This window comes from Methanoculleus marisnigri JR1 (assembly GCF_000015825.1).
Lineage (GTDB): Archaea > Halobacteriota > Methanomicrobia > Methanomicrobiales > Methanoculleaceae > Methanoculleus > Methanoculleus marisnigri.
The window spans coordinates 669865-694108 of record NC_009051.1; the positions used below are offsets into that span (position 1 = coordinate 669865).

Sequence of the window (24244 nt, forward strand, 5' to 3'; positions counted from 1 at the left end):
TCATTTATCAGCGAAATCGCCGGGATTTGTGGAGGAAGAAGGCGTTCTGTCACGAACGGGTTGTTTTTTTTGCGTTCGTCTGTGCGGAATAAACACTATTGCCGGGTTTGGGATCTGAATGAGACTCTCCCTTGCTACCATAACAGATAACCTTGACAGGAATCTTGCAGTTGTGGGAGCAATTGCTTCGTTGTTCTTGATCTCCTACACAGCAATAAGCATCAGTCGGGTCGTATATGTGTTACCCGGGGTTTTAACGCTCCTTGCCTGCGTGACGTGGCTCGTTATGAGAAAGAGGGTCTCGTTACCGTTCCAGATTGGAGAATCCAGATCAAAGGTGCATTTATTTCTTCTTCTCTATGTCATATTTCTGATTGGAAGTATTCTCTCCGTCGGGTTCAGGCCCGAACTCTATGAAAGACCGCTGCTTTTCTTTATATCGACATCATTAATGGCCGGAGCAATTGCCTGCCAGATTCTGTTCTCAAATGAACGGCAGAAGTGGCTCATTATACCCCAGATTATCGCTCTCGGTGCGATTATTGTATGGTCTCAGTTACTGCTATTCCCGAATGTGGTGGGAGCGGACCCCTGGGCCCATCAGATGGTTACTACCTGGATTTTAGAGTCGCAAGCGATTCCCGGTGGGAGGAATTACAGCTATTTGCCGATATTCCATCTTATGGTCGCAATGACCTCGCTGGTTACCGACCTGGGTTATAAGCTTGCTGCGATGCTATCGGTGAGTTTAGTTCAGATCATCTGTAATGTACTATTTTTGTACTTGCTTGCAGGTTTAATCTTTAAAAACCATAAAGTCGGCTTGTTTGCCTCTTTGATGGTTGTGATAGCAAATCACCATATTTTCATGAGTCTCGGTTCGATTCCGACCTCGTTTGCCGCCGTATTCATCCCAATCGTGTTTTATGTGGCTTTGAAAGATCTTTCAGATCTATCGATCTCCAAAAATCTAATTATAATTATTCTATTTCTTACCACTATTTTTACACACACGCTGGTGTCTGCATGTTTGGCAATACTCCTGCTCGCATCATGGCTGTCGACGGTTGCTTTTAATGCAATTCACTCGAGGGAACATGCCACTATACCTGTGCTGCTCCCTGTCCTCTTTACGCTCGCAATGTATTCGTGGTGGGTTTACGCTAGCGGTCACACGAAAATATTGGCGCAATTGATTGAATTGGGATTCAGCAGGGATTTTTTCGTCGCGAAAGGAGTGCCTGGGGCCACATCGACATATTTGTCGGCGATCCCGGTGGGTGAGCAGGTCTTCAATCAGTTTGGGATGTTTTTGTTTTTTGCCCTCTCTTTTATCGGCGTATTTTACTTATTGTCTCGAAAAGACAACAAAAGTTTTATTATAGCAGTTATTGGGATTATCCCTCTCGCGATCGGATTTTTATCATTACTATTTGGATTTGGAGTGATTGAACACCGATGGTGGTATTTTGCGCAAATATTACTGAGTGTTCCACTTGGAGCAGCAATTGTACTGCTCCTTAAGGCATCGATGATAACCAGTGAAAAAATAATTGCACTTGGTTCGCTCATTTCCATCTCTACGTTTGCGTTCCTACTGATTATGAGTCCCAATGCTAACGTGGACAATCATATGTTTTCGCCAAATACTGCGGTTAGATCTTCGCTTACCGAATCTGAATTGCACTCGATAAATTCTATCGCTGAGATGTACACCAGAGAGATCGGGACAGAAAAGTATATCACAAATGTTATATCGTTTCTACCCCTCGATATCGACCTTACCCAGATAGATGAAAGCATATTCACTGGAGATTATTCTGAATTGGAGCAAAGGGACGTATTAATTCGAGAGGATATAAAAGAAAATAGTTTTAAGTTGTTTCAAGGCCCGTATCGACTGGATTATGATCTCGGACAGAGAATAGAAGGACAGGGGTATTCTAAAACATATAATGCTAACTCGGTCACCATGTATTCTAATATATGATTGAAAACTCATACCCTGTTATGTGTCTTGTGGAGGTGAAGGGAGAGCGGAACGATCCCGGCTTTCAGGCTAATATCGGCTCAGGTGAATGATAAGAGACGAATCGAGTCCGACATCCACTTCGATCCGGTAAGAATGAAAACCTGAATTTGGTTCCAGCAAAGCTCTGATTCATAATTATATCAAGGAACAGTAGTGTTAAGCGTTTTTTGAGAGAATTATTCCTTCTTACAAGCAAGATAAGTGCTCGTTCCTGAATTTGACATCTCTGGTAGGCTTCACCGGATTAGAGAGAGTTTCGATAGATCTCTTCTAATTCGGCAGCAACTGCCTCCCACCTGTATTTTTCTGCTTTTTCTCTGTTATTGTTCGATATGTCTTTCCGCAACGGTTCATTCCGCAGGACCTTCAGTAGCGCTTCGGCCATCCGTTCCTGATTCATGGCATCGACAAGGTATCCGTTTGTGCCGTCTTCAATGATATCTGGTATGCCCCCCACACGTGTTGCAACAACAGGCAGGCCACAGGCCATCGCTTCAAGAATTGTAACAGGGAAGCCTTCGGACAGGCTGGGGAGGACAAAGGCCTCTACCTGATTCATGTAATCCTGAACCCTCTCGTGTGGGACTTTGCCGACAAACTCAACGCATTCTCTTATCCCGAGACTGTCTGTCAGGGTTTCGAGATGCTCCCTCTCATCACCGTCGCCAACGAGGATCAGTTTCGCTTCAGGCAGATCCTGGTGAACTATGCTCATTGCCTGAAGGAGGTGCCGGACACCCTTGACGGGGTGCAGACGGCCGACGAACAGAACTCTTTTGCCAGGATCCCCTCGCTCTGCCTCTCTCTCCGCATTCTCGTTTAGATCAATCCCGTTTGGAACTACAACTACATCCCTGCTATAGATTGCTTGCATGGAATCTTTCATATGTTCTGTGAGGGCGATCACTGCACTGGCATTTTTCAGAATCCCCTTAGCGGTTAATTTGTTGAACCAATCTGGAAGGTAGACATCAGACCCTCTCCCATAGATCACATAAGGGTTCTTCATCAGTCTATTTGAGAGGAGAGCCGGCATTCCGCTTCCGAGGCCCTGTGCATGGACAATACCTGGATTAATTTTTCGTAATGTCCTGATGATATTGACCCAGAAAGCAAACACACCGACAAAGCGGATTCGGACCCTGGGCAGACGATGGGTGTGAAACCCCTTCTCACAACTCTCCTCAGGCAGGCCTTCATCCAGGGATGTGATCACATGCACCTCATGCCCGTGTTGTGCCAGGTGCTCTGCCATGTGGTACGTTGCAATCTCTGTCCCGGCAAGCCATTTTGGAGGGAAATTACTCACTATTATCGCAATTTTCATTTTATGGCCTCTTAGCAGAGATTTTGCGGTTTGGGAGTTATCAATTGAGATCTAGGCATTGGACAACCAGATCAGTTACCACCGTGGTTTGTCTCTGTTCTTAGATTGGTATTCGTTCTTCATTTCCAAACACTGGATTCCATATAAGTATTTCCAGCGGGGCGTTTTGGGGATATTTTCGATGAAGTTCCATTTGTCTTACATTCCTGCTCCATAATAAATTGTGTAAATGGGGACTATTGTACCCAGTTTTTAACCATTCCCATGAGTACACGCTCGCTATCGGTTGTTAGTTAATCTGAAATTTAGAGGTCATGTTTTTTTAATTGCAGGTATTGGAGTCTTTGTTAATCAAACTGCTGTTCCATTATATGAGCATGGCCTAAAATTGTCTGAGAAAGATCTGTCCGTGTTAGGATATTCTTATGTATGATACCGATAATGGGGCCTCTCAAACAAACTAAGGGGGGAACATGTCAAAAGTAATCTACGCATGCAGTAGAAGCAGACCTTTCGATTCAAAAGATAGGAGGCGGATACTAGAGATATGTAAGAGACTTGGACCCGATAATCTTTCTGCAACTGTGGATCATGAGGTTTTTGTACACGATAAGATAGCATTCGGGATAATGAATCCCACTAAATCCATTATGTGCAATGGCACCAGCCTGTTATTGGGACATTTATATGAACACAGCAGCAGGTTGTATGAACCATTATCTGAATCCCCTGATGGCTCATATGCACTTTTTCGGGATAGTCCCGGTTACTTAGAGGTGGTAAGCGATCCCGCCGCTTCAAGGACGATCTGGTACTACTGTGATGATAGTTTATTTGTATCTTCAACATCGCAAAGAGCCATCATTATGTTCATTGGTGGCTTTGTTTTTGATAAAAGAGTGATCCCATGGATGCTATCAACCGGATCATTAGGGCCTGAGTTATCATGGGATAAGAGATTACAGAGACTGGGTCCAGATTCCTCAGTTATCCTCGATAAAGAGAACTGGTCTATATCCACCAAACACCTCCCCATCAAGTTTGCTGAGGTACCTCGCTCTGACAGTGAACATCAACGATTGCTAACAGATGCTATTAAGAAAACGATTGAATCCTTCAAAGGCATTAACTATGATGAATGGGTGCTGCCTCTTTCTGGTGGATACGACAGCAGGGGGATACTGTGCTTTATTAATAGCACCGGGGAAAACACCGGGGATTTACAAACAATAACCTGGGGTCTTAAGGATGCAATCAATGAAAATGGCAATGATGCCAAAGTCGCGAAAGACCTGGCCCGGACGTTAGGTGTTAAGCATAGTTATTACCATACAGATATCTCTGAAGAACCAATTGCGAAGGTTATTGATAGATTCATATTATGTGGAGAGGGTCGTATTGACCACCTTTCGGGATATATGGATGGGTTTAAACTTTGGAGTAAGTTACATGAAGACGGCGTACAAGGAATAATAAGAGGAGATGAGGGATTTGGATGGAATCCTGTCTCATCGAGATTAAATGTTTTACAAAGTGTCGGGTGCAATCTTTGCTCGAACATTCCTAATTTAAAAAACGTAATAACTGACTACAAACTTCCCAATCAGGAGTTACCTGCCGACCTCGAAATGAGGGAGAGTGAATCTCTAGAGCAGTGGAGGGATAGGCTCTACCACGTATTCCGGCTTCCAGCAGTACTTGCTGCTCTCTCTGATCTTAAATTCTCTTACGTAGAGATAATCAACCCCTTAACCTCCAGATCGATTCTTCATCAAGTAAGGGAGTTGCCAGATCACCTGAGAACAGATAAGGCGTTATTCAGGTCCATTGTTGATGCAATTGGTCCAAATATTGTGTATGCAGACAAAGGAGCTAATCTACCACCAAGAGATATTCTGAAAAAGGAGGAAGTGATGAATTTATTACGACAAGAAATTCAATCTGAGCGTGCAAGGGAAATATTTGGGCCTGACTTTGTATCCTTTATACTGAAAAGCATTAAAACAGATTCGGTGAGCCAAGCGTCGAAAAGATCGCTCGAACAGAAGATCATTAATATGATACCTTCGTTTATCAAAAACCTGGCTAGTAAAGCGTATTCACCAGTTATAGACGGGAATATATTGGCTTTTCGGGTATACATCATAATAAGGATGCATGAAATTTTAAGCAATGATTGTAAACATAGGATTTAACTATCTAACTATGAGCATTGCATCAAGAGTGAGTTGGTGCAATAAAGCACCTAATTATCCAGTAACTGAAATTTCACATGTTCTCCTTCGAACCATTCGTAACTTCTCATTCTTCTTCGCCCAAAAACTGACATGTCCCTCGAACAAGACAACGTTTATTTCATCGTGAGCCGCTGTGTATGTTTCTGTTTCCTCTCCCTCCTCGCCGTGGGCGCCCATTTAAACAGTTGTCTCCAATCACGGTCTCACTCCAGGAGCACTTCCCTAAGACGATTGTTCTCTTTCAATAATACTTATTATAACATAGATCTCATCTGAACTCTCCCACTGGCAGCATGAAAATCATAGTCTTCAAGTAAAACCAGGAGGACTAATCTAAAGAATAGATGAACACACGTTCACCAGAATTTGTCACGTGACGAATTAGCACCTCAAAAGATTACTAATATAAATTCTCATGTACAGGGTTCAGGGGTTCGATGAAATGATATCTTTGAAAGGTGGAGATAGTTATACGACCAGCAAATTTGGCGATTTTTGTCCCTATTGGACGAAAGACGAAAATGGTCGTGTACATATTTCGGAGTCTTTTGATGAAATAATAACTATAATCCCCTCAGAAAAACGATTTATAGATCCTGTTGCAGTTGCGTCACTATTGCAGTTTAACTATATCCACGGAAATCGAACCTTGGTTAAAGGCGTTAATAGGATCCCATGGCGGGCAACATTGCTGAGTAACGGCACGCTTATGCGGGAACCACCAATCCCTCACGATAACATATATGCGTCTCCATTCGAAATCGCATCCAATCTGAGACGCTTACTCTTAAATGAACTAACCAGTTATATAAAAAATTATTCTAATGTATATCTGCTGCTTTCTGGTGGTTATGATAGCAGGGTGACCGCAGGTTTGCTGAAGGTATTGCAAGATGAATCACCTTCATTCAACGTAACAGCAATTACCTGGGGTGTCGAAAGAAGCAGGGACGTGGATTACGCAAAAAAAATCTCTAGATTATATAAATGGGACTGTATCCACACCCCATTGAATGAAAAAACGCTTTATGATGCAATTTTTGAGAGTGTTCGATATTGCGGTTCTGAAGTGACCGGAATCAATCTACATGGTGAGAAATTTTTCAAAAATTTAAGCAAAGATGACGTGGTATTGGCTTCAAGTTTCGGCGACAGTATTGGACGGGGTGAATTTAGCGGACGAAATTTAAGTAAAATTAAACTTTTAAAATTTAAAAATTATCGGGGATGTATGTTATATGAGTTACATAAAAATTGCATTCCTTATTTGAATCAAGATCGAGAAACTGCTTTTGAATTATCCGAAAATAAGCCATATTCAGCACTATGTGAGTTGGACTTGCAAGAGAACTATATGAGAAGATTGATAGTTTCCGCAATGGGCTATATCAGGCAATGGACCCACTTAGAACAAATGTTCACCTCAGATGATGTCGTTTCATATATCTGGTCACTTAATCCTCGCTGTCGCAATAATTTGATATACGCGGAATTATTTAAGCAAATAGATGTGAGACTGTACTCAATGCCCTGGGCAAGAACAGGGAGATCATTCGATGGGAATGTGGATAATACCGAATTAACAAAAAGTCATCACGAATACAATAGGTGGTTGAAAGAACATTTTTCAAACATGCTATATGATCGTATATTTAATGGTACATTGTCTGAACTCAATTTCTTCAACATGGGTAATGTAAAAAAATTGTGGGATAGCTGGCAAAATGATCGAATGGATGATTATCAATTAATCTTAATGATCGCTCAGTTAGAGATTCTTAGGGATATCTATAACCTCCATTGGGATGGAAATAATGCCAAAAATTTGATATTTTCGCCTTTACTTCGACAGTTAACATCTAAATGCATTTCCGTTGAATATGCCCTGAAAGATTCTAAATTGGTGAGAAATTTACGATACAAGATCAAACGGTGATCATCGCTATTTTGAGGGGCTATCATTATCAGACCCCTTTTGAATTCCTCCCCAGACCTCAGGTTACTGAAAGTTAGACCCTCTCGGCAAGTTAAAGCGATCTATCGCCTTTAGATGAATAATACAGATAAAACGGAATATCTTATCTGTATATGCGATTTGCTGTTTGTACACCACCCTCGGTTGGGCCAATCTTCTTTATACAGTTGAAATTTTCCCGCCAATTTCTTCTGTTATTACGCTCGTTATTTGCTGTCTCTCTAATTTAGTGTGGTGTGCTCATTATAATGGCTTATTGAAACCATTTGGTAGACTGGCTCTGGGAAATTATCTGACATCACCTCCCTCTGACGAAGCTGCACATCGGCTGACACCGGCGGGACCCCTGTGAGTTGTTTTAGGGGAGGCCTACCGGTGACGGAACATCCGGGAATGCCAGGAAATAGCCGAGAGTATTGAGGGATTTCTTCCCGGGGACTCGTGCATAACATCACGTTCCTCAAATAGCATGCGAAATAGATCCGAACGATAAACCCGGGGTTGATCAAACCTTAGATCCATTTCAGAACGACGAAGTGTATTGGAATCATTTATTTAATTTAACATTTAATGTCGCTTGAGGGTATTTCTAATATAATGTCTAAGTTGCCCGGTTTTGAAAAATTGAGGAATATCTTTCTTCAAATTGGGTATCGGCAGTATAGCAGCGCCATGAGCAGTCCTCTGTGGAAAGGTGTAGTTGTAATTGGCGGTGGGACTGCGCTTGCTCAGGGAATAACTATAATCTCAACACCCATTATAACTAGACTCTATATCCCTTCAGACTTCGGGCTTCTAGGGATCTATAGTTCGATTCTCACAATTCTGCTGGTTATAGCATCGTTACGGTATGAATACGCGATACCAGTCCCAAAAGATTCGTCCAGAGCAGCAAATATTCTTATCCTGTGTTTAATGATCATCACCGGAGTCACTGGTATACTCTGCATTTCGTTCTTACTGATAGGAAGCAGGATCGCGGAGATGTTAGACTTGCAAGATCTCCTGCCATATTCATGGCTGGTTCTAGTTGGTCTTCTGGGCGCTGGTATTTATCAAGCTCTCAATTACTGGGCCATCCGGCAACGGGACTATCCCCGTATTACCAGGACAAAGATCAATCAGAGTCTTGGAGGCTCTCTCAGCAAAATTTTATTCGGCTTATTATCATTAGGGCCGCTTGGACTAATACTAGGCCATATAGTCTCAAATGTTGCTGGGATTTACACCTTTATAAAGGCTATCGTGAAAAAGGATCGGGACGCATTTGGGGACATTTCAGTTATTGGGATTAAGTCAGTAGCACAAGATTATCGATCCTTCCCAATGTACACGGCCCCGGCGACCCTTCTCTTTGCAGTTTCCTTGCAGATCCCTGTATTCATGCTTACGGTTATGTATGGTCTCGATGTTGTTGGTTGGTACACGCTTGCTCACCAGATGTTGGCTCTGCCTGTGGCCCTTATTTCAGGGTCAATGGCTCAGGCGTTCTATGGCGAAGCAGCGAAGGGTGTTCGTGAGAGTCCAGAGATTTTAAGGCGTTTATATCTAGATACAACAAAAAAATTAGCGCTGATTGGGATCCCGTTACTGGGTATGATCGCAATTATTGCTCCATGGATCTTCCCAATTGTTTTTGGCAGTGCCTGGGAAGAAGCGGGTTTGTTCTGTCTTCCGTTGGCCTTGGTTGCCGTGTCACAGTTTATTGTGACACCAACATCTAAACTGGCCGTGTATGGTTTTAATCATTGGGATTTATATTTCAACTGTGCCAGGACGGTTATGGTCTTTGGAGGATTTTATTTCGCTAGCATGTTCAACTTTGGGCCACTGGTCACACTGACACTGTACGGCGCCATTATGGCGGTTATGTATTTTGTACTCTACTTGTTGAACCTATGTGCGATAGATCGCTTACATCTGGGAGGGCGATCTTGTTTTCAGTAACCTGAAGCAAATCGGCCTATTTTTTACAAAATCTAAACGTGCTCCTGCCTGACCGGATATGGCCGCCCCTACTTAATCATCCTAAGTTCATGATACGTTCTGATTTCTCGCTAACGTATGGAGTTTCAATGGCGAAGAGTGACACGGATTTCAGATGGTGGGTAAAGAGGTTATATCTGACCATGCGACGGTTAGTCGGTAAGGGGAAATCCCCTAATCACAACGTACAATACACACACCCCTCCCGCATCCCGTTATTCCGCCGGAGCATCCCTGTCACGTCCACGACAATAGGCTTCCCGTTGCAGATCGCAAGCACATTCTCCAACGTCAGCCCCACAAACACCCCGTGCGGAGAATTCACGATAATGCAGTCCACCGGCCCGCTGAGCCCCTGCAGCGACGCGACCGGCTTCGCCCCGAACCGCTCGATCTCCGCGGCCGCGAGGAGCGGGTCGTAGCCATAGACATCCACATCGAACTCCTTGAGTTCGCGGACCATCTCCCCGGCCGGGCTCTCCCTTGTATCGGGGACGTTCTCCTTGTAGGTCAGGCCCAGGATGAGGACGTTCGAGTCGCGGATCACCTTGCCGGCCCGGTTCAGCTCCTTGATCGCGATCTCGGCGACGTGCTTGGGCATGGCGTCGTTGATCGCGCGGCCGGCCAGGATCACCTGCGGGTGGTAGCCGAGCTCCTCGGCCTTGTAGACCAGGTAGTAGGGGTCGACCGGGATGCAGTGGCCGCCGACGAGGCCGGGGCGGTAGTTGTGGAAGTTCCACTTCGTCCCGGCGGCGTCGAGCACCGCCTTCGTCTCGAGACCCATCTTCCTAAAGATGAGGGAGAGTTCGTTCATGAGGGCGATGTTCAAGTCCCGCTGGACGTTCTCGATCACCTTCGCCGCCTCGGCGGTCCGGATGTCCTGTGCGACGTAGACGTTGGTCACGAGGCCGTAGAGCGCGGCAAGGCGTTCTGTCGTCTCCTTATCCATCCCGGCGACGATCTTAGTGATCTTCTCCAGTGTGTGGTCGGTGTCGCCCGGGTTGATCCGTTCGGGCGAGTAGCCGACGAAGAAGTCCTTTCCGCAGGTCTTCCCGGAGGCCCGTTCGAGGGTCGGGACCACGACCTCCTCGGTCAGGCCGGGGTAGACGGTCGACTCGAGGACGACGACGGCGCCGTCCCTGAGGTTTTGACCGACGGTCCCGGCGGCCGAGACGACGTAGGAGATGTCGGGGTCTTTCGCCTTCGTCACCGGGGTGGGGACGGCGACGATCACGACGTCCGCCTCCCTGATCGCGGCCGGATCCGTGGTGGCGAGGACCCTGTTGCCGGGCTCGGCGTTGATCCGCGCGATCTTCGTCGCGTCGAGGTCGTAACCGATCGTCTTGAGATGGCGCGAGAACGCATCGGCGAGGGGATACCCGACGTAGCCCAGGCCGACGACGCAGACGGTTGTATCGTTCACGGATCCCTGAATCATAAGACGCCCCCCCCTTTAGAGTCTCGTCTGTGCAGGATATTCCCGGGTTTCTATTATTTGATTGTTTCGATGATTGGTGTGCGGCAGGACTGAAGCCGAACTGAGATGGCGTCGGATCAATGAGCGCCCTCAAACTCGCTCCCGGAACCACGCCACTGCCTGAAAGAGCCCCTCCTCGACGGAATACTGCGGGTCGTACCCGAACGCCTTCCGGGCGCGGCTGATGTCAGCGAGCGAGTCCCGGATATCCCCGGCACGGGGGGCCTCGTAGATCGGGTCGCACCGCGTGCCTGTGATCTCCATGAGGATGGACGCAAGCTGGTTCAAACTGATCCGGCGGCCGCCTGCGATGTTAAAGACCCCTCTGGCGTCGCTCTCCATCGCTCTGATGTTCGCCTGCACCACGTCGGCGACGAAGGTGAAGTCGCGGGTCTGCTCCCCGTCGCCGTAGATGACCGGCGGTTCGCCGGCAAGCAGCCGGGTAATGAACTTCGGGATCACCGCTGCATACTCGGATTTGGGGTCCTGCCGTGGGCCGAAGACATTGAAGTAGCGGAGGGAGACGGTGCGGATGCCGTAGAGATCCGAGAAGACCTTCCCGTAGCACTCGTCCGCCAGTTTCGTGACCGCATAGGGGGAGAGCGGGTTCGGGACCATGCCCTCGTGCTTCGGGAGGGCCGGGGTGTCGCCGTAGACCGAGGAGGAGGAGGCGGCAACCACGGCCGGCACTCCGCAGTCCTTCGCCGCCACGAGCACGTCGAGCGTGCCGGTCACGTTCGCCTCGTTCGAGGCGAGCGGATCCTTCACCGACCGGGGCACGGACGGGATGGCCGCCTGGTGGAAGACACCGTCCGCGCCGGGGAAGGTTTCCGCGAGAAGGTCGAGATCGGTGATGCTCCCCTCGACGAACGTCACCCGGGGGTGACCGAGGAGGTGCTCGATGTTTTCCTGGTGACCGGTGGCGAGGTTGTCGATGATTACGACCTCGTGGTCGCGTGCCAGTGTCGCCGTGAGGTTGGACCCGATGAACCCCGCTCCACCTGTGACAATGTAACGCATGCAACGTCTACTGGTTGTCTTCCTGATATAGTAGTTCCCTAAAGGCCGCTGCATGACAAAAGGATAGATATTATTGCGGGTGAATCGGGACACGCTACGCCCGGGTCGTTTTCCTGGTCTGTATACCGGTATGCCCCCTCCGGTGGCCGATATCCGGCTCCTGCACAGTGCCTCTCCTCTTTCTTCCGGTCGCTAGATCTTCAGCCGGAAGATGGTTTCCCGGCCTGGATGCAATGGCCCCTCACCCCGCCCGCACGTTCGCCCCGCAGTTCCTCGCCCGCGTCAGGAGCACCGACCCTCCCCGGTCGCCGAGCACCTCCCTTGCTGCCCGGGCTGCATCCTGCATGCCGGAATCCCCGACGGCGTAGATCGTCGGCCCGAACGAGCTCAGGCCCGCTCCGGCGGCCCCGGCCTGCACCGTTGCCTCGAGGAGCGAGGAGACGACCGGGTGCTGCAGGCCCACCTCGACCTTCTTGAATCCAAGAGTTTGCGTCCGGTTGACCGCCGAACCGAAGAGGTCGAGATCGTGCTCGACGATGCCCGGGATCATCCGCATGAGGACCTCGTGGCAGACCTCCCGCACCTCAGCGAGCGGCACCGGGCAGTGGGTGCGGAAGATATCGACCTCCCCTCGCCCGTGCGCTCCTGCGCCTACCTCAGGCGTCACCAGCAGGATGCGCCAGTCCTCCGGGAACCGGTGCCGGGCGAGAACCGGCGGGGGCGCGACGCCCCGTGACGCTGCCGACGGGCGGAAATCCTGCTTGCCTCCCGGAGCACCGAACCGGTGCCCGCCGTCCAGGATGAACCCGCCCTGCTCGAACGCCGCCGTGCCGATGCCGGAGGTCCCGCCGCGCCCGACGGCCTTCGCGAGATCGCATACGGAGACGTCCCGCTCGTAGAGCCGGCAGAGGGCGGCTGCCGTGGCGAGAGCGACCTGCGTCCCGCTCCCGAGCCCTGCGTGCTGCCGTGCGGCGGCGTGCAGGGCAATCTCCGCACCCCCCGGGAGTCCGAGCGTCTCCTTCGCCGCCCGGGCTGCCCCGGCAACCCTGCGGCGGGTCTCCTCGTCGCCGCCGCGAACCTCGATCCCCGCGGCTTTCCGTGCGTCGAGCACGCATCCGGGCTCGTCGAGGGTGACCCCGACCCCGCCGTCCACCCTGCCCGAGGCGCCGTTCATATCGAGCAGGGTGATGTGGATCCTGGACGGAGCATCGACGAGCACCCTGATCTCGTCGGTGAACGCCGTGCAGGGGAAGATCTCCTCGATGGCGATCAGCGGCTCTTCGCGGTGGATGATCCGGTATTTCCGCGAGAGCATCGGTTCGCACCGGTGGACGTTGAACGTCCGGGCGAGTTTCGTGCCGGCGCGGACGACGCGGGCGTCGGTGATCTCCCGGCGCGACTCTATCCGGTGGCGGCGGAGGATCCTCCCGATGGGAATATCGGCCCGCATCAGATCCTGCCTGAACTCCGGTGCAAGCCGCCGGAGCGGGGTGCAGGAGACCGCATAGATGAGCACCTCTCCCGTTACGCCGTCTTTCAGTTCAACGACGCGGTAGTTGACCTCGTCGCCCTGCTCGATATCGAGTGCCGCCGCCGCCTCGGTATCGGCGCTGACGACGTCCTGTACCAGGGTGGTGATGGTGACCGGATGGCCGGTCGCCATCTCGAGCAGGCCGGTCACCGACCCGTCGGTCCCGATGAGAACCTTCTGCATCGGGGAGAGCCTTCCCACGCCCTGCTCGATCTCCTGTATCCTCTCGACGATCCCGTCTGCCGTCAGGGGTTCCATAGCCTTGGGTAGCGTTGTGTACGGAGACTACAAAAAGATGGTGCCGGGATATCCGCCCTAATCAGGGGGGCTCACGGCGAAAAGAGCATGGAGAGGAACTCGGGAGCCTGCAGGAGCCCGAACGAGCCGCCTTTCGCCTCGCGCTCGGAGAACGCGGCAACATCGTCCCTTCCTTTCCCGAGCACCGCGAACGGCACAGGCTCCGCGGTATGGGTCTTACACCGGATCGGCGTCGGGTGGTCGGGGAGAACCGCGACGGTCGTATCCGGGCGGTCGAGGACGATCCCGATCGCCTCGTCGAGCCGCTCGATCGCCCGCACCTTCTCCTCGACGCTCCCCATGTGTCCGGCCTCGTCGGGGGCCTCGACATGCATGTAGACGAAGTCGAGGCGGTCGAGGGCGTCGACCGCGTACCGGGCCTTCGCCTCGTAGTCGGTGTCGATGAACCCGGTGGCGCCGGGAACGTGGATCACCTCCATCCCGGCGAGGCGGGCGATGCCGGCGAGAAGGTCGACTGCGGAGATCACTCCCCCGGCAAGACCGTACTTCTCGCGGAAGGGTGCGATGGACGGCCTCTTCCCGCCGCTCCACGGCCAGATATCGGGTGCAGCGGTCTTTCCCTCATCGAGGCGGCGCCGGTTGACCGGATGATCGGCAAAGATCTCCCGCGCCCGCTCCATGCAGTCGAGGAGGAGTCCGGCGTCGTCTCCGCGCGGGAGGAACTCCTTGACCGGCTGACCGACGATGTCGTGGGGTGGGGTGGTGACGGCGCCGCGCGCGCGGGGCACGACCATCAGGTTCCGGTAGCTGATCCCCGGATGAACCCGGACGTCGCCGAGCGCGGCAGAGAGGCTGCGGAGGAGCTCGGCGCCCTCGGCGCTCGAGATGTGCCCGGCGTTGAAGTCCTCCATCACGCCGTCGCGGATCGCGACCAGGTTGCACCGGTAGGCCATCTCCCCGTCCCGGAGATCGATGCCCATGCTGGCAGCCTCGAGCGGCCCCCTCCCGGTATAGGAGGTGCGGGGGTCGTAGCCCAGGATCGAGAGGTTCGCGACGTCGCTCCCCGGCTCGAATCCCCCCGGTACCGTCCGGAGCATCCCGCACCGCCCCTCGCGGGCGATCCTGTCCATATTCGGTATCTCTGCGTACTCGAGGGGCGTCCTGCCCCCCAGTTCGGCAAGCGGCTCGTCCGCCATGCCGTCCCCGAGAATGATGATGTACTTCATGTGAACCCTGTGCAATCCTGGTAATCCCTGAAATTTCTGTGGGGGTGGCGCGTGCCCCCTACCCGAGCATGGCGCGGACAGCCGTCCGGACGCTCTCTTCCGAGGTTGTCCCGCACTGCCACCCGAGACCCTTGAGTCTCTCGACCGAGAGCTGCATCTTCGGCACGTCGCCGACCCAGCCGCGCGCTCCGCCGGTGAACCGGTAGCGGACGCCGGAGAGACCCATCTCTTCCGCAACGATGTCGGCGATCGTGACGACGTCGATCCAGTCCTCGGAGCCGATATTGAAGGTGTTCACCGGGTCGCGCGAGTGCTCGATCCCGAACTGCACGGCGCGGACGCACTCCCCGACCTCCAGGTAGGATTTCGTCTGCCTGCCGTCGCCGAGGATCTCGAGTTCCTGCGGGTTTTCGCGGAGCTTGCGGATGAAGTCGGAGATGACGCCGTGCCCGCTCCGTTCACCGATGATGTTTGCGAACCGGTAGACCCAGGACGTCATCTCAAACGAGTGGCAGTACGACGATATGAGCGCCTCGCAGGCAAGTTTCGTCGCGCCGTAGACGGATATCGGTTCGAGCGGGGTGTAGGTCTCCGGCGTGGGGATGACGGCGGCATCGCCGTAGACGGTCGAGGTCGAGGTGAAGACGAGTTCCGGCACGCCGTGCGCCCGCATCGCCTCGAGCACCCTGTGCGTCGCGACGATATTGTTCCTGATCTGGGAGTCCGGGGTCACGGCGCTCTGCCGGACGTCGGGGTCCGCGGCGATATGGTAGACCCGGTCTGCACCTGAAAATCGTTCCTGCCACCCGTCGTCGAGCAGGTTCTGCCTGACGAAGGCGACCCGCCCACCCGCTGTGTGGTGGCCGAGGTTCCTCTCGGTGCCCGCACTGCAGTCGTCGATGACCAGCACGTCGTCTCCCCCTGCCGCCAGGGCGTCGACGACGTGCGAACCGATGAAACCGGCACCGCCCGTTACGATACAGAACATCATAGAGTAATCTTCCTCTCACGCTATAGGATTTACTTATGGGTGGAGCGGGGAAAAGCACCCGTCATCCGGCACGTGCGGGGGAGTCCGAAGCGGGGAAAGGTTAATGCCCGTACCCGGTTCACTCAACGATCCGATACTCTCGTTCGGGGCATATTTTTCATGATTGCCTCCGACATATGATGAATCACAAGGAGTTGTCCGATTGAGAGAGCCATGCACCTGTTGCAGGACCGGGCGGTTTTTGACCGCCGTTGGCCGGCAGAGCCGGGTTTCCATGTTCGTCGATACCCGTAACGGAGCCGGACGATGAGCCCGCGTCCGGATATCCGGGAATACGCCGGAATTTATCTCCGCGGTCTCGCGATGGGAGCCTGCGATATCGTCCCCGGCGTCTCGGGAGGGACGATCGCCCTCATCACCGGGATCTACGAGCGGCTGGTCGGGGCCATCGGCAGCATCGATCCTGCCTCGGTAAAGCACCTCGCGAGGGGTGACTTCGGCTCTCTCCAAAAGGATCTCGAAAAGATCGATATCCCGTTCCTCGTCGTCCTCCTTGCCGGTATCGGCACCGCCTTCCTCCTGATGTCCCGCGTGATCCTCTCCCTCCTCGCCGACCACGCGGTAGCGACCTACTCCTTCTTCCTCGGCCTCATCATAGCCTCTGCGGTAGCCATATTCCTCGAGATCCGCTCCCCCAACGCCGGCACCCTCGTCTTCCTCGCCGTCGGGACCGGCGCCGGCTACCTCCTCGGGGGCCTCGGGAATATCGATCTCGGCCACTCCCTGCCGGTTCTCTTCCTCACCGGGATGGCGGCGCTCTGCGCCATGATCCTCCCGGGGGTATCGGGCGCCTACATTACCCTCGTCCTCAACCAGTACGAGTTCATGCTTGCGGCGCTCCGGGCATTCTCGCTCCCTGAGATCCTCGCCTACGTCGCGGGCGGCGTTGCGGGGCTCCTCCTCTTCACGAAAGGTCTCAAGTATCTCCTTGCGACCTACCACGGGGCGATGCTCGCCCTGCTCACCGGCCTGATGCTCGGTTCGGCGAGGATGCTCTGGGATAAGGGAGCTGCGGCCGGGGACATGCTCTCCGGCGGCTGGGCATTCTTCCTTGTGGGCCTCGCCGTCGTCGGCGCGGTCGAGTACTTAAAGAGGCGCTACCGGGCCGGCACGGCCTGATTTACGCCTCTTCGCATGGGGCGATCCGAAAACTTACTCCCTCCCGGGAGTGCAACGAGATATATCATGTTCATCGGCATCGACCACGGCACCACCGCGATGCGCTTCTCGAGCGGGGACGCGGAGTTCAAGATCTCCCGGGAAGAGGCGAGAGGTTTCTCGGCCGGCGATCTTGCCCGCCTCGCTCCGCTCGACGAGATCGAGGGTGTTGCCGTCTGCTACTCGATGGGCGACGGCATCTCGGCGATAACCGGTATCGGGAACGTCCAGAACCGCGGCGTCATCTCCCGGGAGGGCGCCGGCAAGCACATCGGCGGCGGCACCCGGGTCTACGACGAGATTAAAGAGAGCGGACTTCCTGCGGTCGTCATCCCCGGGCTGCACCGCGGATCGCCGACCGACCCGCGGTTCAAGGCCTACTCCCACCAGACGAGCCCCGAGAAGATCGGGATCCTGTACGAGGTCGTGCACGACCTCGGGAACGATGTCGTGGTCTGCGACGCGAGTTCGAACACCGTCACCCTCCTCGTGACCAATGGCCGGATCACCGGCGCGTTCGACGCCTGCATCTTCGCGCCCGGCACCCGGCACGGCGCTCTCGACGTGGATGCCATCCGCCGGATCGACCGGGGCGAGTCGACGGCGAACGACGCTTTTCTCCACGCGGGCGTGAACTACACGGTGCCTCCCGACCTGCGGACGGAGACGATGGCCATGTTTGCCGCGATGGAGTGCGCCTCGATGCTTCTCCTCAACCCCGGTGCGAACGTCGCCCTCGCCGGCACCATGGCTCCCGCCATCGCGCCGCGGGTGGAGGGGCTCCTCTCCCGTAACGTCACCGTCTACGACGAGTGGTGTGCGGCCCGGGGGCTCGCCCGGATCGCCCGCGACGTCTTCTCGGGAGCGACCGATATCCTCGGACTCGCGGTTGAGCGGTAGCCCCCGCCCGGGCAAACCGGCGGGCAGCGCCCCTCCGGTTTCGTATTCTTTTAAGTGGTGGCGGGTAGTATAGTGGTTTAATTGAGGAGAAGCCGGAACCATGCAGCAGGAATGCCCCAGTATCGCCGATCTCATGCTCCTGATGACATCGCGTCTTGAAGAGACGGCGCGCACGATAGAGCAGGAGAATGCCGGCCGGTTTCTCGAAGAGATCCTCAACGCAAAGCGGATATATCTTGCCGGCGCCGGCCGCTCCGGCCTTGTCGCGCGGGCGTTTGCCCAGCGGTTGATGCATCTCGGGTTCGAGAGTTACGTCATCGGCGAGACGATCACGCCCGCGTTCGGCCCGGAAGACGTGCTCGTTGCGTTCTCGGGCTCGGGCGAGACCCGGTCGGTCGTGGACGCGTGCGAGACCGCCCGGGAGATCGGGGGAACGATCTGTCTCGTCACTTCGACGCCCGAATCGCATATCGGCCGCATGGCCGACTGCATCGTCGAGATCGGGAACAACCGGCTCAAAGACGCGGATATCCCGCGCGACTTCGAGATCCGCCAGCTCACCGGACAGTACCGGTCGGTCTCCGGTTCGTTCGCCCCTCTCGGGACGCTCTTCGAGACCGCGGCGCTGGTCTTTTCCGACGCGATCGTCTCGGCCCTTATGGAAGTGCGGCACTGCACCGCCGAGGAACTCAAAAGCCGCCTTGCAAACGTCCAGTGAGCGGCGGCAGTCTCCGCGCCTCCGCTTCCCCTCTCCCGGCACCGGCAATAATTATGTCCTCTGCGGGGCAACAGGTGTTTTGGCACGTTCACGGCTCCGGCGCGCCCTGTTGGTGCCGGGTATTTATATTATTAATCATTAAGATTTAAAGGGGGTTTTTGTTTGAGAGAGTTACGCATTCACGGCAGGGGTGGTCAGGGTTCCGTGACCGCCGCCGAACTCATTGCTTACGCAGCATTCGAGGGCGGTGTTTTTTCCCAGGCATTCCCGGCCTTCGGTGTGGAACGCCGGGGCGCCCCGGTTCAGGCGTTCGTCCGGTTCAGCGACGAGAAGGTACGGCTGCGCAGCCAGATCTATGAGCCCGATTACATCATCGTGCAGGACCCTACCCTGATCGGGGATGTCGACGTCTTTAACGGTATGAAAGCGGGTGGGATCGCCATCATCAACACCGAGAAGTCCGACTTCGATTCCGGTGTTCCGGAGGGCGTGAAGGTCTACACCATCGATGCGACCACCATCGCGCTCGAAGAGCTCGGTGTGCCCATCACCAATACAACCCTGATGGGCGCGTTCGCCGCAGCCACCGGAGAGATCGGGCTTGAGCCGCTTGAGCACGCGCTGCGAAGCCGGTTTTCCGGGAGCATGGCCGACAAAAACGTCAGGGCGGCAGAGCGCGCGTACAACCTGATCGGAGGTGCCGCATAATGGCGCTGCGAGTCGGCTGCGCCGCGGCTCCGGGCAGGGCGCTTGAGAACAAGACGGGCGCCTGGCGGGTCTTCAAACCGGTCTTTGATCCCGAGAACTGCACGAAGTGCGGCATGTGCGCTCTGGTATGTCCTGAAGGGTGCATCCGCGAGAAGGAGGAGGGCACGTTCGAGCCGGACCTCAACTACTGCAAGGGTTGCGGCCTCTGTGCAGAAGTGTGCCCGAAGAAAGGCATCCGGATGGAGAAGGAGGAGAAATAATGCTGGAGTTTATGGAAGGATCGCATGCGGTGGCCGAGATCGTAAAGCGCTGCCGCCCGCAGGTGATCTCAGCCTACCCCATCACGCCACAGACGCACATCGTCGAAGACCTTGCCCAGATGGTGGCGAACTGCGAGATCGATGCCGAGTATATCACGGTCGAGAGCGAGTTCTCGGCCCTTTCCGCCTGCCTCGGTGCGAGTGCGGCGGGTTCCCGGGTCTATTCGGCGACGACGTCCCAGGGGCTTGCCCTGATGTTCGAGGTCTGCTTCAACGTGGCGGGGATGCGCCAGCCGATCGTGATGACGATCGCGAACCGGTCTCTCGGTGCGCCGCTCTCGATCTGGAACGACCAGCAGGACTCGATATCCCTGCGCGATTCCGGGTGGCTGCAGTTCTACGCGGAGGACAACCAGGAGACCGCCGATCTCCACATGATCGCCTACAAAGTCTGTGAGGATCACGACATCCTCCTCCCGGCGTTTGTCTGCTTCGACGGGTTCATCCTCACGCACACCTTCGAGCCGGTCTCCCTCCCCACCCAGGAGGAGGTGGATGCCTACCTGCCGGCCTTCACGCCGTACCAGCGGCTGGACGCCGCAAACCCGTTGAGTTTCGGGATGTACGCGACGCCCGAGTACTACATGGAGTTCCGGTACGAAGTCGACCGGGCGATGCAGCGTGCGAAAGATGCGTTCGTCAAAGCCGGGCGTGAGTTCGGCGAGCAGTTCGGCAGGGACTACTCCGCGCTCGTCGAGGGCTACCGGCTCGAGGACGCCGATACCGCGCTCGTCGCCATGGGCTCCATCTGCGGCACCGTAAAGGACGCCGTCGACGAGATGCGCGAGCACGGGCGAAAGGTCGGGCTCTTAAAGATCCGGACCTACCGGCCGTTTCCGGCTCAGGAGATCGCGGATGCCTTGAAGGGCGTCTCGACGGTCGCGGTGCTCGACAAGAACATCTCGCTCGGCAACGGCGGGGCTGTCGGCACCGAGGTGAAAGCGGCGCTCTATGGTTCCGGCATATCCATTTACGATTACATCATTGCCCTCGGCGGGCGCGACGTGCGGAAGAGGGATATCGCCGCGATCGTCGATCTCGCCGAGAAGGGGAAAGGAGATATGTTCTATGGATTACGGACGGAGGTGCTCTGAATGGCCGAAGTAGAGCAGGAATGTGAACTCTTCTCGGCCGGGCACCGGGCGTGCGGAGGGTGCGGCCCGGCGCTTGCGGCTCGCCTTCTCCTCAAGGCAACCGGGAAGAACGCCATCCTGGTAGCATCGACCGGCTGCATGGAGGTCTTCTCCACGCCCTACCCGGAGACCGCCTGGGGAGTTCCCTGGATCCATTCGCTCTTCGAGAACGCCGCGGCGGTTGCCTCCGGCATCGAGGCTTCGTTGAAGAGGCAGGGGCGCAGCGAGAAGGTCCTCTGCGTCTGCGGCGACGGAGCCACGTTCGATATCGGAGTGCTCTGCATCAGCGGCGCTTTCGAGCGGGGCCACGACATCACCTACATCTGCTACGACAACGAGGCCTACATGAACACGGGCATCCAGCGGTCGGGCGCGACGCCGTACGGCGCGAGCACCACGACGAGCCCGGCAGGCAAGTGCTCGCCTGGGAATGTGCACCCGAAGAAGGACATGCCCGCGATCCTCGCCGCACACGGTGCGCCGTACGTCGCGACCGCCTCGATCGCCTACCCGAACGACTTCATAAAGAAGGTCGAGCGGGCGATCAACACCCCCGGCCCCTGCTATATCCAGGTGCACACTCCCTGCTGCACGGGATGGGGCTTTGAGGCCGGCGAGACGCTTAACATGGGCAAGCTCGCCATCGAGACAGGCCTCTGGGTGAACTACGAGCTGGTCAACGGGCAGGTCGAAAAGGTGAAGAAGGTGCGACGGAAACCGGTCGAGGAGTATCTCACAAAGCAGAAGCGCTTCCGGCACCTCTTCAAGCCTGCCCGGCAGGATGACATGATCGCGAGCATCCAGGCGATCGCCGATGTCAACGCCGAGCGGTTCGGGGTTGACATCAAGCAAAAAGAATCGTCAGAATAAAGTACAGCCCGAAGAGAACCATGGCGAGTCCGCTCGCCTGCACCACTTTTTTGTAATGGGCGCCGAGCACGTTCGCTCCCCGGGAGACCGCAAAGGCGAGAAGCCCGAGCCAGACGATGTCCGCGCCGATGTGCCCGACGTAGAACTCGACGAACGCCGGATGGAGCGCGAGGAACCCGACGCCGAACGTGAGCCACCAGACCCACCAGTAGGGGTTGCCGAGCGTGCAGGCGAGCCCGAAGGCAACCGGCGTCCTGGTCTCCCCGGTCGCGGCGACGGTCTCTCCCGCACGGAGGAACTGCATCGTGCCGAGCGCGACGAGCACGCCCGAGCCGAGAATGGCGATGAGATCGATATGCGGAACGTCGCGCACGCCGAAGGCTATGGCCGCGACCATCGCGGCTTCGGGGATGCCGTGCCCTGCGACCAGCCCCGCGACGAACCGCCCGGGCTGCCGCGACCCGAGGCCGAGAACCGAGGCGGTCATGGGGCCGGGCGAGGCGGCCCCGGAGAACCCGATCAGGAACGATGCGGCGACGATCTCGATCATTCGCCTTCCTTCCTCCGCGAGATGAGAAGGGGGAGGATCAGGACGAGCGCGACCGCGACCCATATGGTGCCGAAAGTGGTGAGCAGAATCTCGCGATCCGGGGTGTAGAAGCGGGCTTCCACGATACTTATCCGGTCCCAGGCAACCTCCGTGGTCCCGTTCGGCCCGGCAGAGATCGTCCCGCCGGGGCTGACCATGCCGATGAGCGGGTTTCTGACGTCGAAGCCCTCGGGAAGGGCGACGGTTACGGCATATGGCGTATCGAAGGCCGCGACAAGGCGGTTGTCTCTCACGGGAGCCCGGTAGGTGATTGTGTAGTTACCCTCCGGGAAGGTGATGACTCCTCGCCCCGTCTCCTGGTACTCGACCGGGCCCGAAGGATCGAGCACCTCGAGACCCTCGACCTGGAGCGGAACCCGCTCCCCGAGCATCCCCGGTGTCCAGAAGGCGTGCTCGCTCCCCGAGACCTCGACCGACGCCTCGTAAGCGGTGCCGTCGGGGAGCACCCGGACGACGGCCTCCTGTGCCGTCGCCGGAGCAGAGATCAGGATCAGCGCAAGGCAGAGAGCAGCGAGGGCAGGTCCGCGTCGATCTCGGTGGGGGGCTCGCATTGTCGTACCACTGTTTCAGGATCTTTTAAGAGATGACCGGTCACCACGCAGACGATCCGCTCATCTTTATCGATCAGGCCGAGTTCGGCAAGTTTCCGTATTCCGGCGACCGAGGCTGCCGAGGCGGGTTCGACCCCGATGCCTTCCTTCCTCGCGAGATCCCGCTGCATGGCAAGGATCTCCTCGTCGGTCACGGCCGCCGCCGTCCCGCCCGTCGCGCGGATCGCGACGAGCGCCTTCTCCGCATTCACCGGGGCGCCGATCCGTATCGCGGTCGCAACCGTCTCGGGCGCGGACTCCGGAACCAGCACCTCGAGGTTCTGCTCAATCGCCTTCACCACCGGCTGTGAGCCGGCAGCCTGGATGCCGGTCATCATCGGCAACCGGTCGATGAATCCGAGGGTTTCGAGTTCCCGGAGCCCTTTGTAGACTGCGGAGATGTTGCCCGCGTTTCCTACGGGGAGAACCATCCGGTCGGGCACCTCGCCGCCGAGCTGGTCGATCGTCTCGAACCCGATCGTCTTCTGTCCCTCAAGCCGGTAGGGATTGACCGAGTTCAAGAGGTAGAGGCCGTGGCTGATGCAGAGCTCGTGTACCATCTCGAGCGCCCGATCGAAGTTGCCGCGGATAGAGATGACCCGGGCACCGTGCATCAGCGCCTGGGCAATCTTCCCGAGGGCGACCTTCCCCGCGGGCAGGAGGACGACACACGGAATTCCTCCCTTCGCCGCGTAGGCAGCGAGGCTTGCGGAGGTGTTCCCGGTGCTCGCGCAGGCGACCGTCGTCATCCCGAGTTCGCAGGCCATGCTGACGCCCACGGTCATCCCCCGGTCCTTGAACGAACCGGTTGGGTTCATCCCCTCGTGTTTTGCGTAGAGTTCGGAGAGGCCCAGTTCCTTACCGATGTTCTTTAAGTGGTAGAGCGGGGTCCCTCCTTCCTGGAGGGAGACCGGTTCGCCCCGAACCGGGAGGAGTTCGCGGTAGCGCCAGACCGAAAGGGGGCGCCGGTTCCATTCGTCGCGTGAGACGTCGATGCCGTCCAGGTCGTATTCGACGGTCAGCAGGTGTCCGCAGCGGTTGCACGTATAGATGATCTGGTCCGGTGAGTAGGTTGCACCACAATGAACGCAGACGAGACGGTACATGGGAAATCGTT

General features: G+C 55.7%; 20 protein-coding genes. 11 read left to right on the plus strand and 9 right to left on the minus strand.

The features are described 5' to 3' along the window. Nucleotides 1–118: 118 nt before the first annotated feature. Complete coding sequence (locus MEMAR_RS03390) at nucleotides 119–1990, plus strand: hypothetical protein (protein WP_011843536.1); 1872 nt, start codon at nucleotides 119–121, stop codon at nucleotides 1988–1990. 286 nt (nucleotides 1991–2276) lie between these two features. Here the strand turns inward: MEMAR_RS03390 and MEMAR_RS03395 are convergent, their stop codons facing one another. Then, nucleotides 2277–3359 (minus strand): glycosyltransferase family 4 protein, encoded by a 1083-nt coding sequence (locus MEMAR_RS03395; RefSeq protein WP_011843537.1) that lies wholly within the window; start codon nucleotides 3357–3359, stop codon nucleotides 2277–2279. Nucleotides 3360–3832: 473 nt separating this feature from the next. On the opposite strand from MEMAR_RS03395, the gene MEMAR_RS03400 reads away from it, so the two are divergent. From MEMAR_RS03400 to MEMAR_RS03405, 3 genes are all read left to right on the plus strand, one after another. After that, complete coding sequence (locus tag MEMAR_RS03400) at nucleotides 3833–5554, plus strand: asparagine synthase-related protein (RefSeq protein ID WP_011843538.1); 1722 nt, start codon at nucleotides 3833–3835, stop codon at nucleotides 5552–5554. Between the two features lie 457 nt (nucleotides 5555–6011). Continuing rightward, the gene (locus MEMAR_RS12915; RefSeq protein ID WP_011843541.1) at nucleotides 6012–7532 is read left to right on the plus strand and encodes an asparagine synthase-related protein; all 1521 of its coding nucleotides are present in this window, start codon (nucleotides 6012–6014) and stop codon (nucleotides 7530–7532) included. Nucleotides 7533–8243: 711 nt separating this feature from the next. Beyond that, entirely contained in the window at nucleotides 8244–9518 is a 1275-nt protein-coding gene (locus MEMAR_RS03405; RefSeq protein ID WP_187147936.1) for a lipopolysaccharide biosynthesis protein, read from the plus strand. 217 nt (nucleotides 9519–9735) lie between these two features. On the opposite strand, the gene MEMAR_RS03410 is transcribed toward MEMAR_RS03405, so the two are convergent. From MEMAR_RS03410 to MEMAR_RS03430, 5 genes are all read right to left on the minus strand, one after another. Further along, on the minus strand, nucleotides 9736–10995 hold the full coding sequence (locus MEMAR_RS03410; protein ID WP_011843543.1) for a nucleotide sugar dehydrogenase: 1260 nt from the start codon (nucleotides 10993–10995) through the stop codon (nucleotides 9736–9738). Between the two features lie 129 nt (nucleotides 10996–11124). Beyond that, nucleotides 11125–12054: an SDR family oxidoreductase gene (locus MEMAR_RS03415; RefSeq protein ID WP_011843544.1), complete on the minus strand. Its 930-nt coding sequence runs from the start codon at nucleotides 12052–12054 to the stop codon at nucleotides 11125–11127. 241 nt (nucleotides 12055–12295) lie between these two features. Continuing rightward, nucleotides 12296–13843, minus strand: coding sequence for a beta-ribofuranosylaminobenzene 5'-phosphate synthase (locus MEMAR_RS03420; RefSeq protein ID WP_011843545.1), 1548 nt, complete (start codon nucleotides 13841–13843; stop codon nucleotides 12296–12298). 71 nt (nucleotides 13844–13914) lie between these two features. Beyond that, on the minus strand, nucleotides 13915–15069 hold the full coding sequence (locus MEMAR_RS03425; protein ID WP_011843546.1) for a cofactor-independent phosphoglycerate mutase: 1155 nt from the start codon (nucleotides 15067–15069) through the stop codon (nucleotides 13915–13917). A 58-nt stretch (nucleotides 15070–15127) separates the two neighbouring features. Then, nucleotides 15128–16060 (minus strand): NAD-dependent epimerase/dehydratase family protein, encoded by a 933-nt coding sequence (locus tag MEMAR_RS03430; protein WP_011843547.1) that lies wholly within the window; start codon nucleotides 16058–16060, stop codon nucleotides 15128–15130. 306 nt (nucleotides 16061–16366) lie between these two features. Between MEMAR_RS03430 and MEMAR_RS03435 the strand changes: the two genes are divergently transcribed. The 7 genes from MEMAR_RS03435 to MEMAR_RS03465 all read left to right on the plus strand — a co-directional run bounded on the left by MEMAR_RS03435 (nucleotide 16367) and on the right by MEMAR_RS03465 (nucleotide 21927). Beyond that, entirely contained in the window at nucleotides 16367–17239 is an 873-nt protein-coding gene (locus MEMAR_RS03435) for a DUF368 domain-containing protein (protein ID WP_011843548.1), read from the plus strand. A gap of 66 nt (nucleotides 17240–17305) precedes the next feature. Continuing rightward, nucleotides 17306–18178: a methanogenesis marker 12 protein gene (locus tag MEMAR_RS03440; protein ID WP_011843549.1), complete on the plus strand. Its 873-nt coding sequence runs from the start codon at nucleotides 17306–17308 to the stop codon at nucleotides 18176–18178. Between the two features lie 100 nt (nucleotides 18179–18278). Next, entirely contained in the window at nucleotides 18279–18896 is a 618-nt protein-coding gene (gene hxlB / locus MEMAR_RS03445) for a 6-phospho-3-hexuloisomerase (protein WP_011843550.1), read from the plus strand. Between the two features lie 162 nt (nucleotides 18897–19058). Next, nucleotides 19059–19604 carry a pyruvate ferredoxin oxidoreductase subunit gamma gene (locus MEMAR_RS03450; protein ID WP_011843551.1) on the plus strand — a complete coding sequence of 182 codons (546 nt, stop codon included), beginning with the start codon at nucleotides 19059–19061 and terminating at the stop codon, nucleotides 19602–19604. Continuing rightward, a complete protein-coding gene (locus tag MEMAR_RS03455) occupies nucleotides 19604–19864 on the plus strand; it encodes a 4Fe-4S binding protein (protein WP_011843552.1) in 261 nt (86 codons plus the stop codon). The genes MEMAR_RS03450 and MEMAR_RS03455 overlap by 1 nt, the downstream gene beginning before the upstream one ends. Continuing rightward, complete coding sequence (locus MEMAR_RS03460; RefSeq protein WP_011843553.1) at nucleotides 19864–21018, plus strand: transketolase C-terminal domain-containing protein; 1155 nt, start codon at nucleotides 19864–19866, stop codon at nucleotides 21016–21018. The genes MEMAR_RS03455 and MEMAR_RS03460 overlap by 1 nt, the downstream gene beginning before the upstream one ends. After that, complete coding sequence (locus tag MEMAR_RS03465) at nucleotides 21019–21927, plus strand: thiamine pyrophosphate-dependent enzyme (protein WP_011843554.1); 909 nt, start codon at nucleotides 21019–21021, stop codon at nucleotides 21925–21927. Here MEMAR_RS03465 and MEMAR_RS03470 read toward each other — a convergent pair. From MEMAR_RS03470 to thrC, 3 genes are read right to left on the minus strand one after another with little or no spacing between them, the layout of a single operon-like run. After that, on the minus strand, nucleotides 21902–22477 hold the full coding sequence (locus tag MEMAR_RS03470) for a LysE family translocator (RefSeq protein WP_011843555.1): 576 nt from the start codon (nucleotides 22475–22477) through the stop codon (nucleotides 21902–21904). The genes MEMAR_RS03465 and MEMAR_RS03470 overlap by 26 nt on opposite strands. Next, nucleotides 22474–23088, minus strand: coding sequence for a DUF5803 family protein (locus tag MEMAR_RS03475; RefSeq protein WP_081432590.1), 615 nt, complete (start codon nucleotides 23086–23088; stop codon nucleotides 22474–22476). Before MEMAR_RS03475 ends, MEMAR_RS03470 begins: the two co-directional genes overlap by 4 nt. Beyond that, nucleotides 23028–24233: a threonine synthase gene (gene thrC / locus MEMAR_RS03480; protein WP_011843557.1), complete on the minus strand. Its 1206-nt coding sequence runs from the start codon at nucleotides 24231–24233 to the stop codon at nucleotides 23028–23030. The genes MEMAR_RS03475 and thrC overlap by 61 nt, the downstream gene beginning before the upstream one ends. Between the last annotated feature and the right edge of the window lie 11 nt (nucleotides 24234–24244).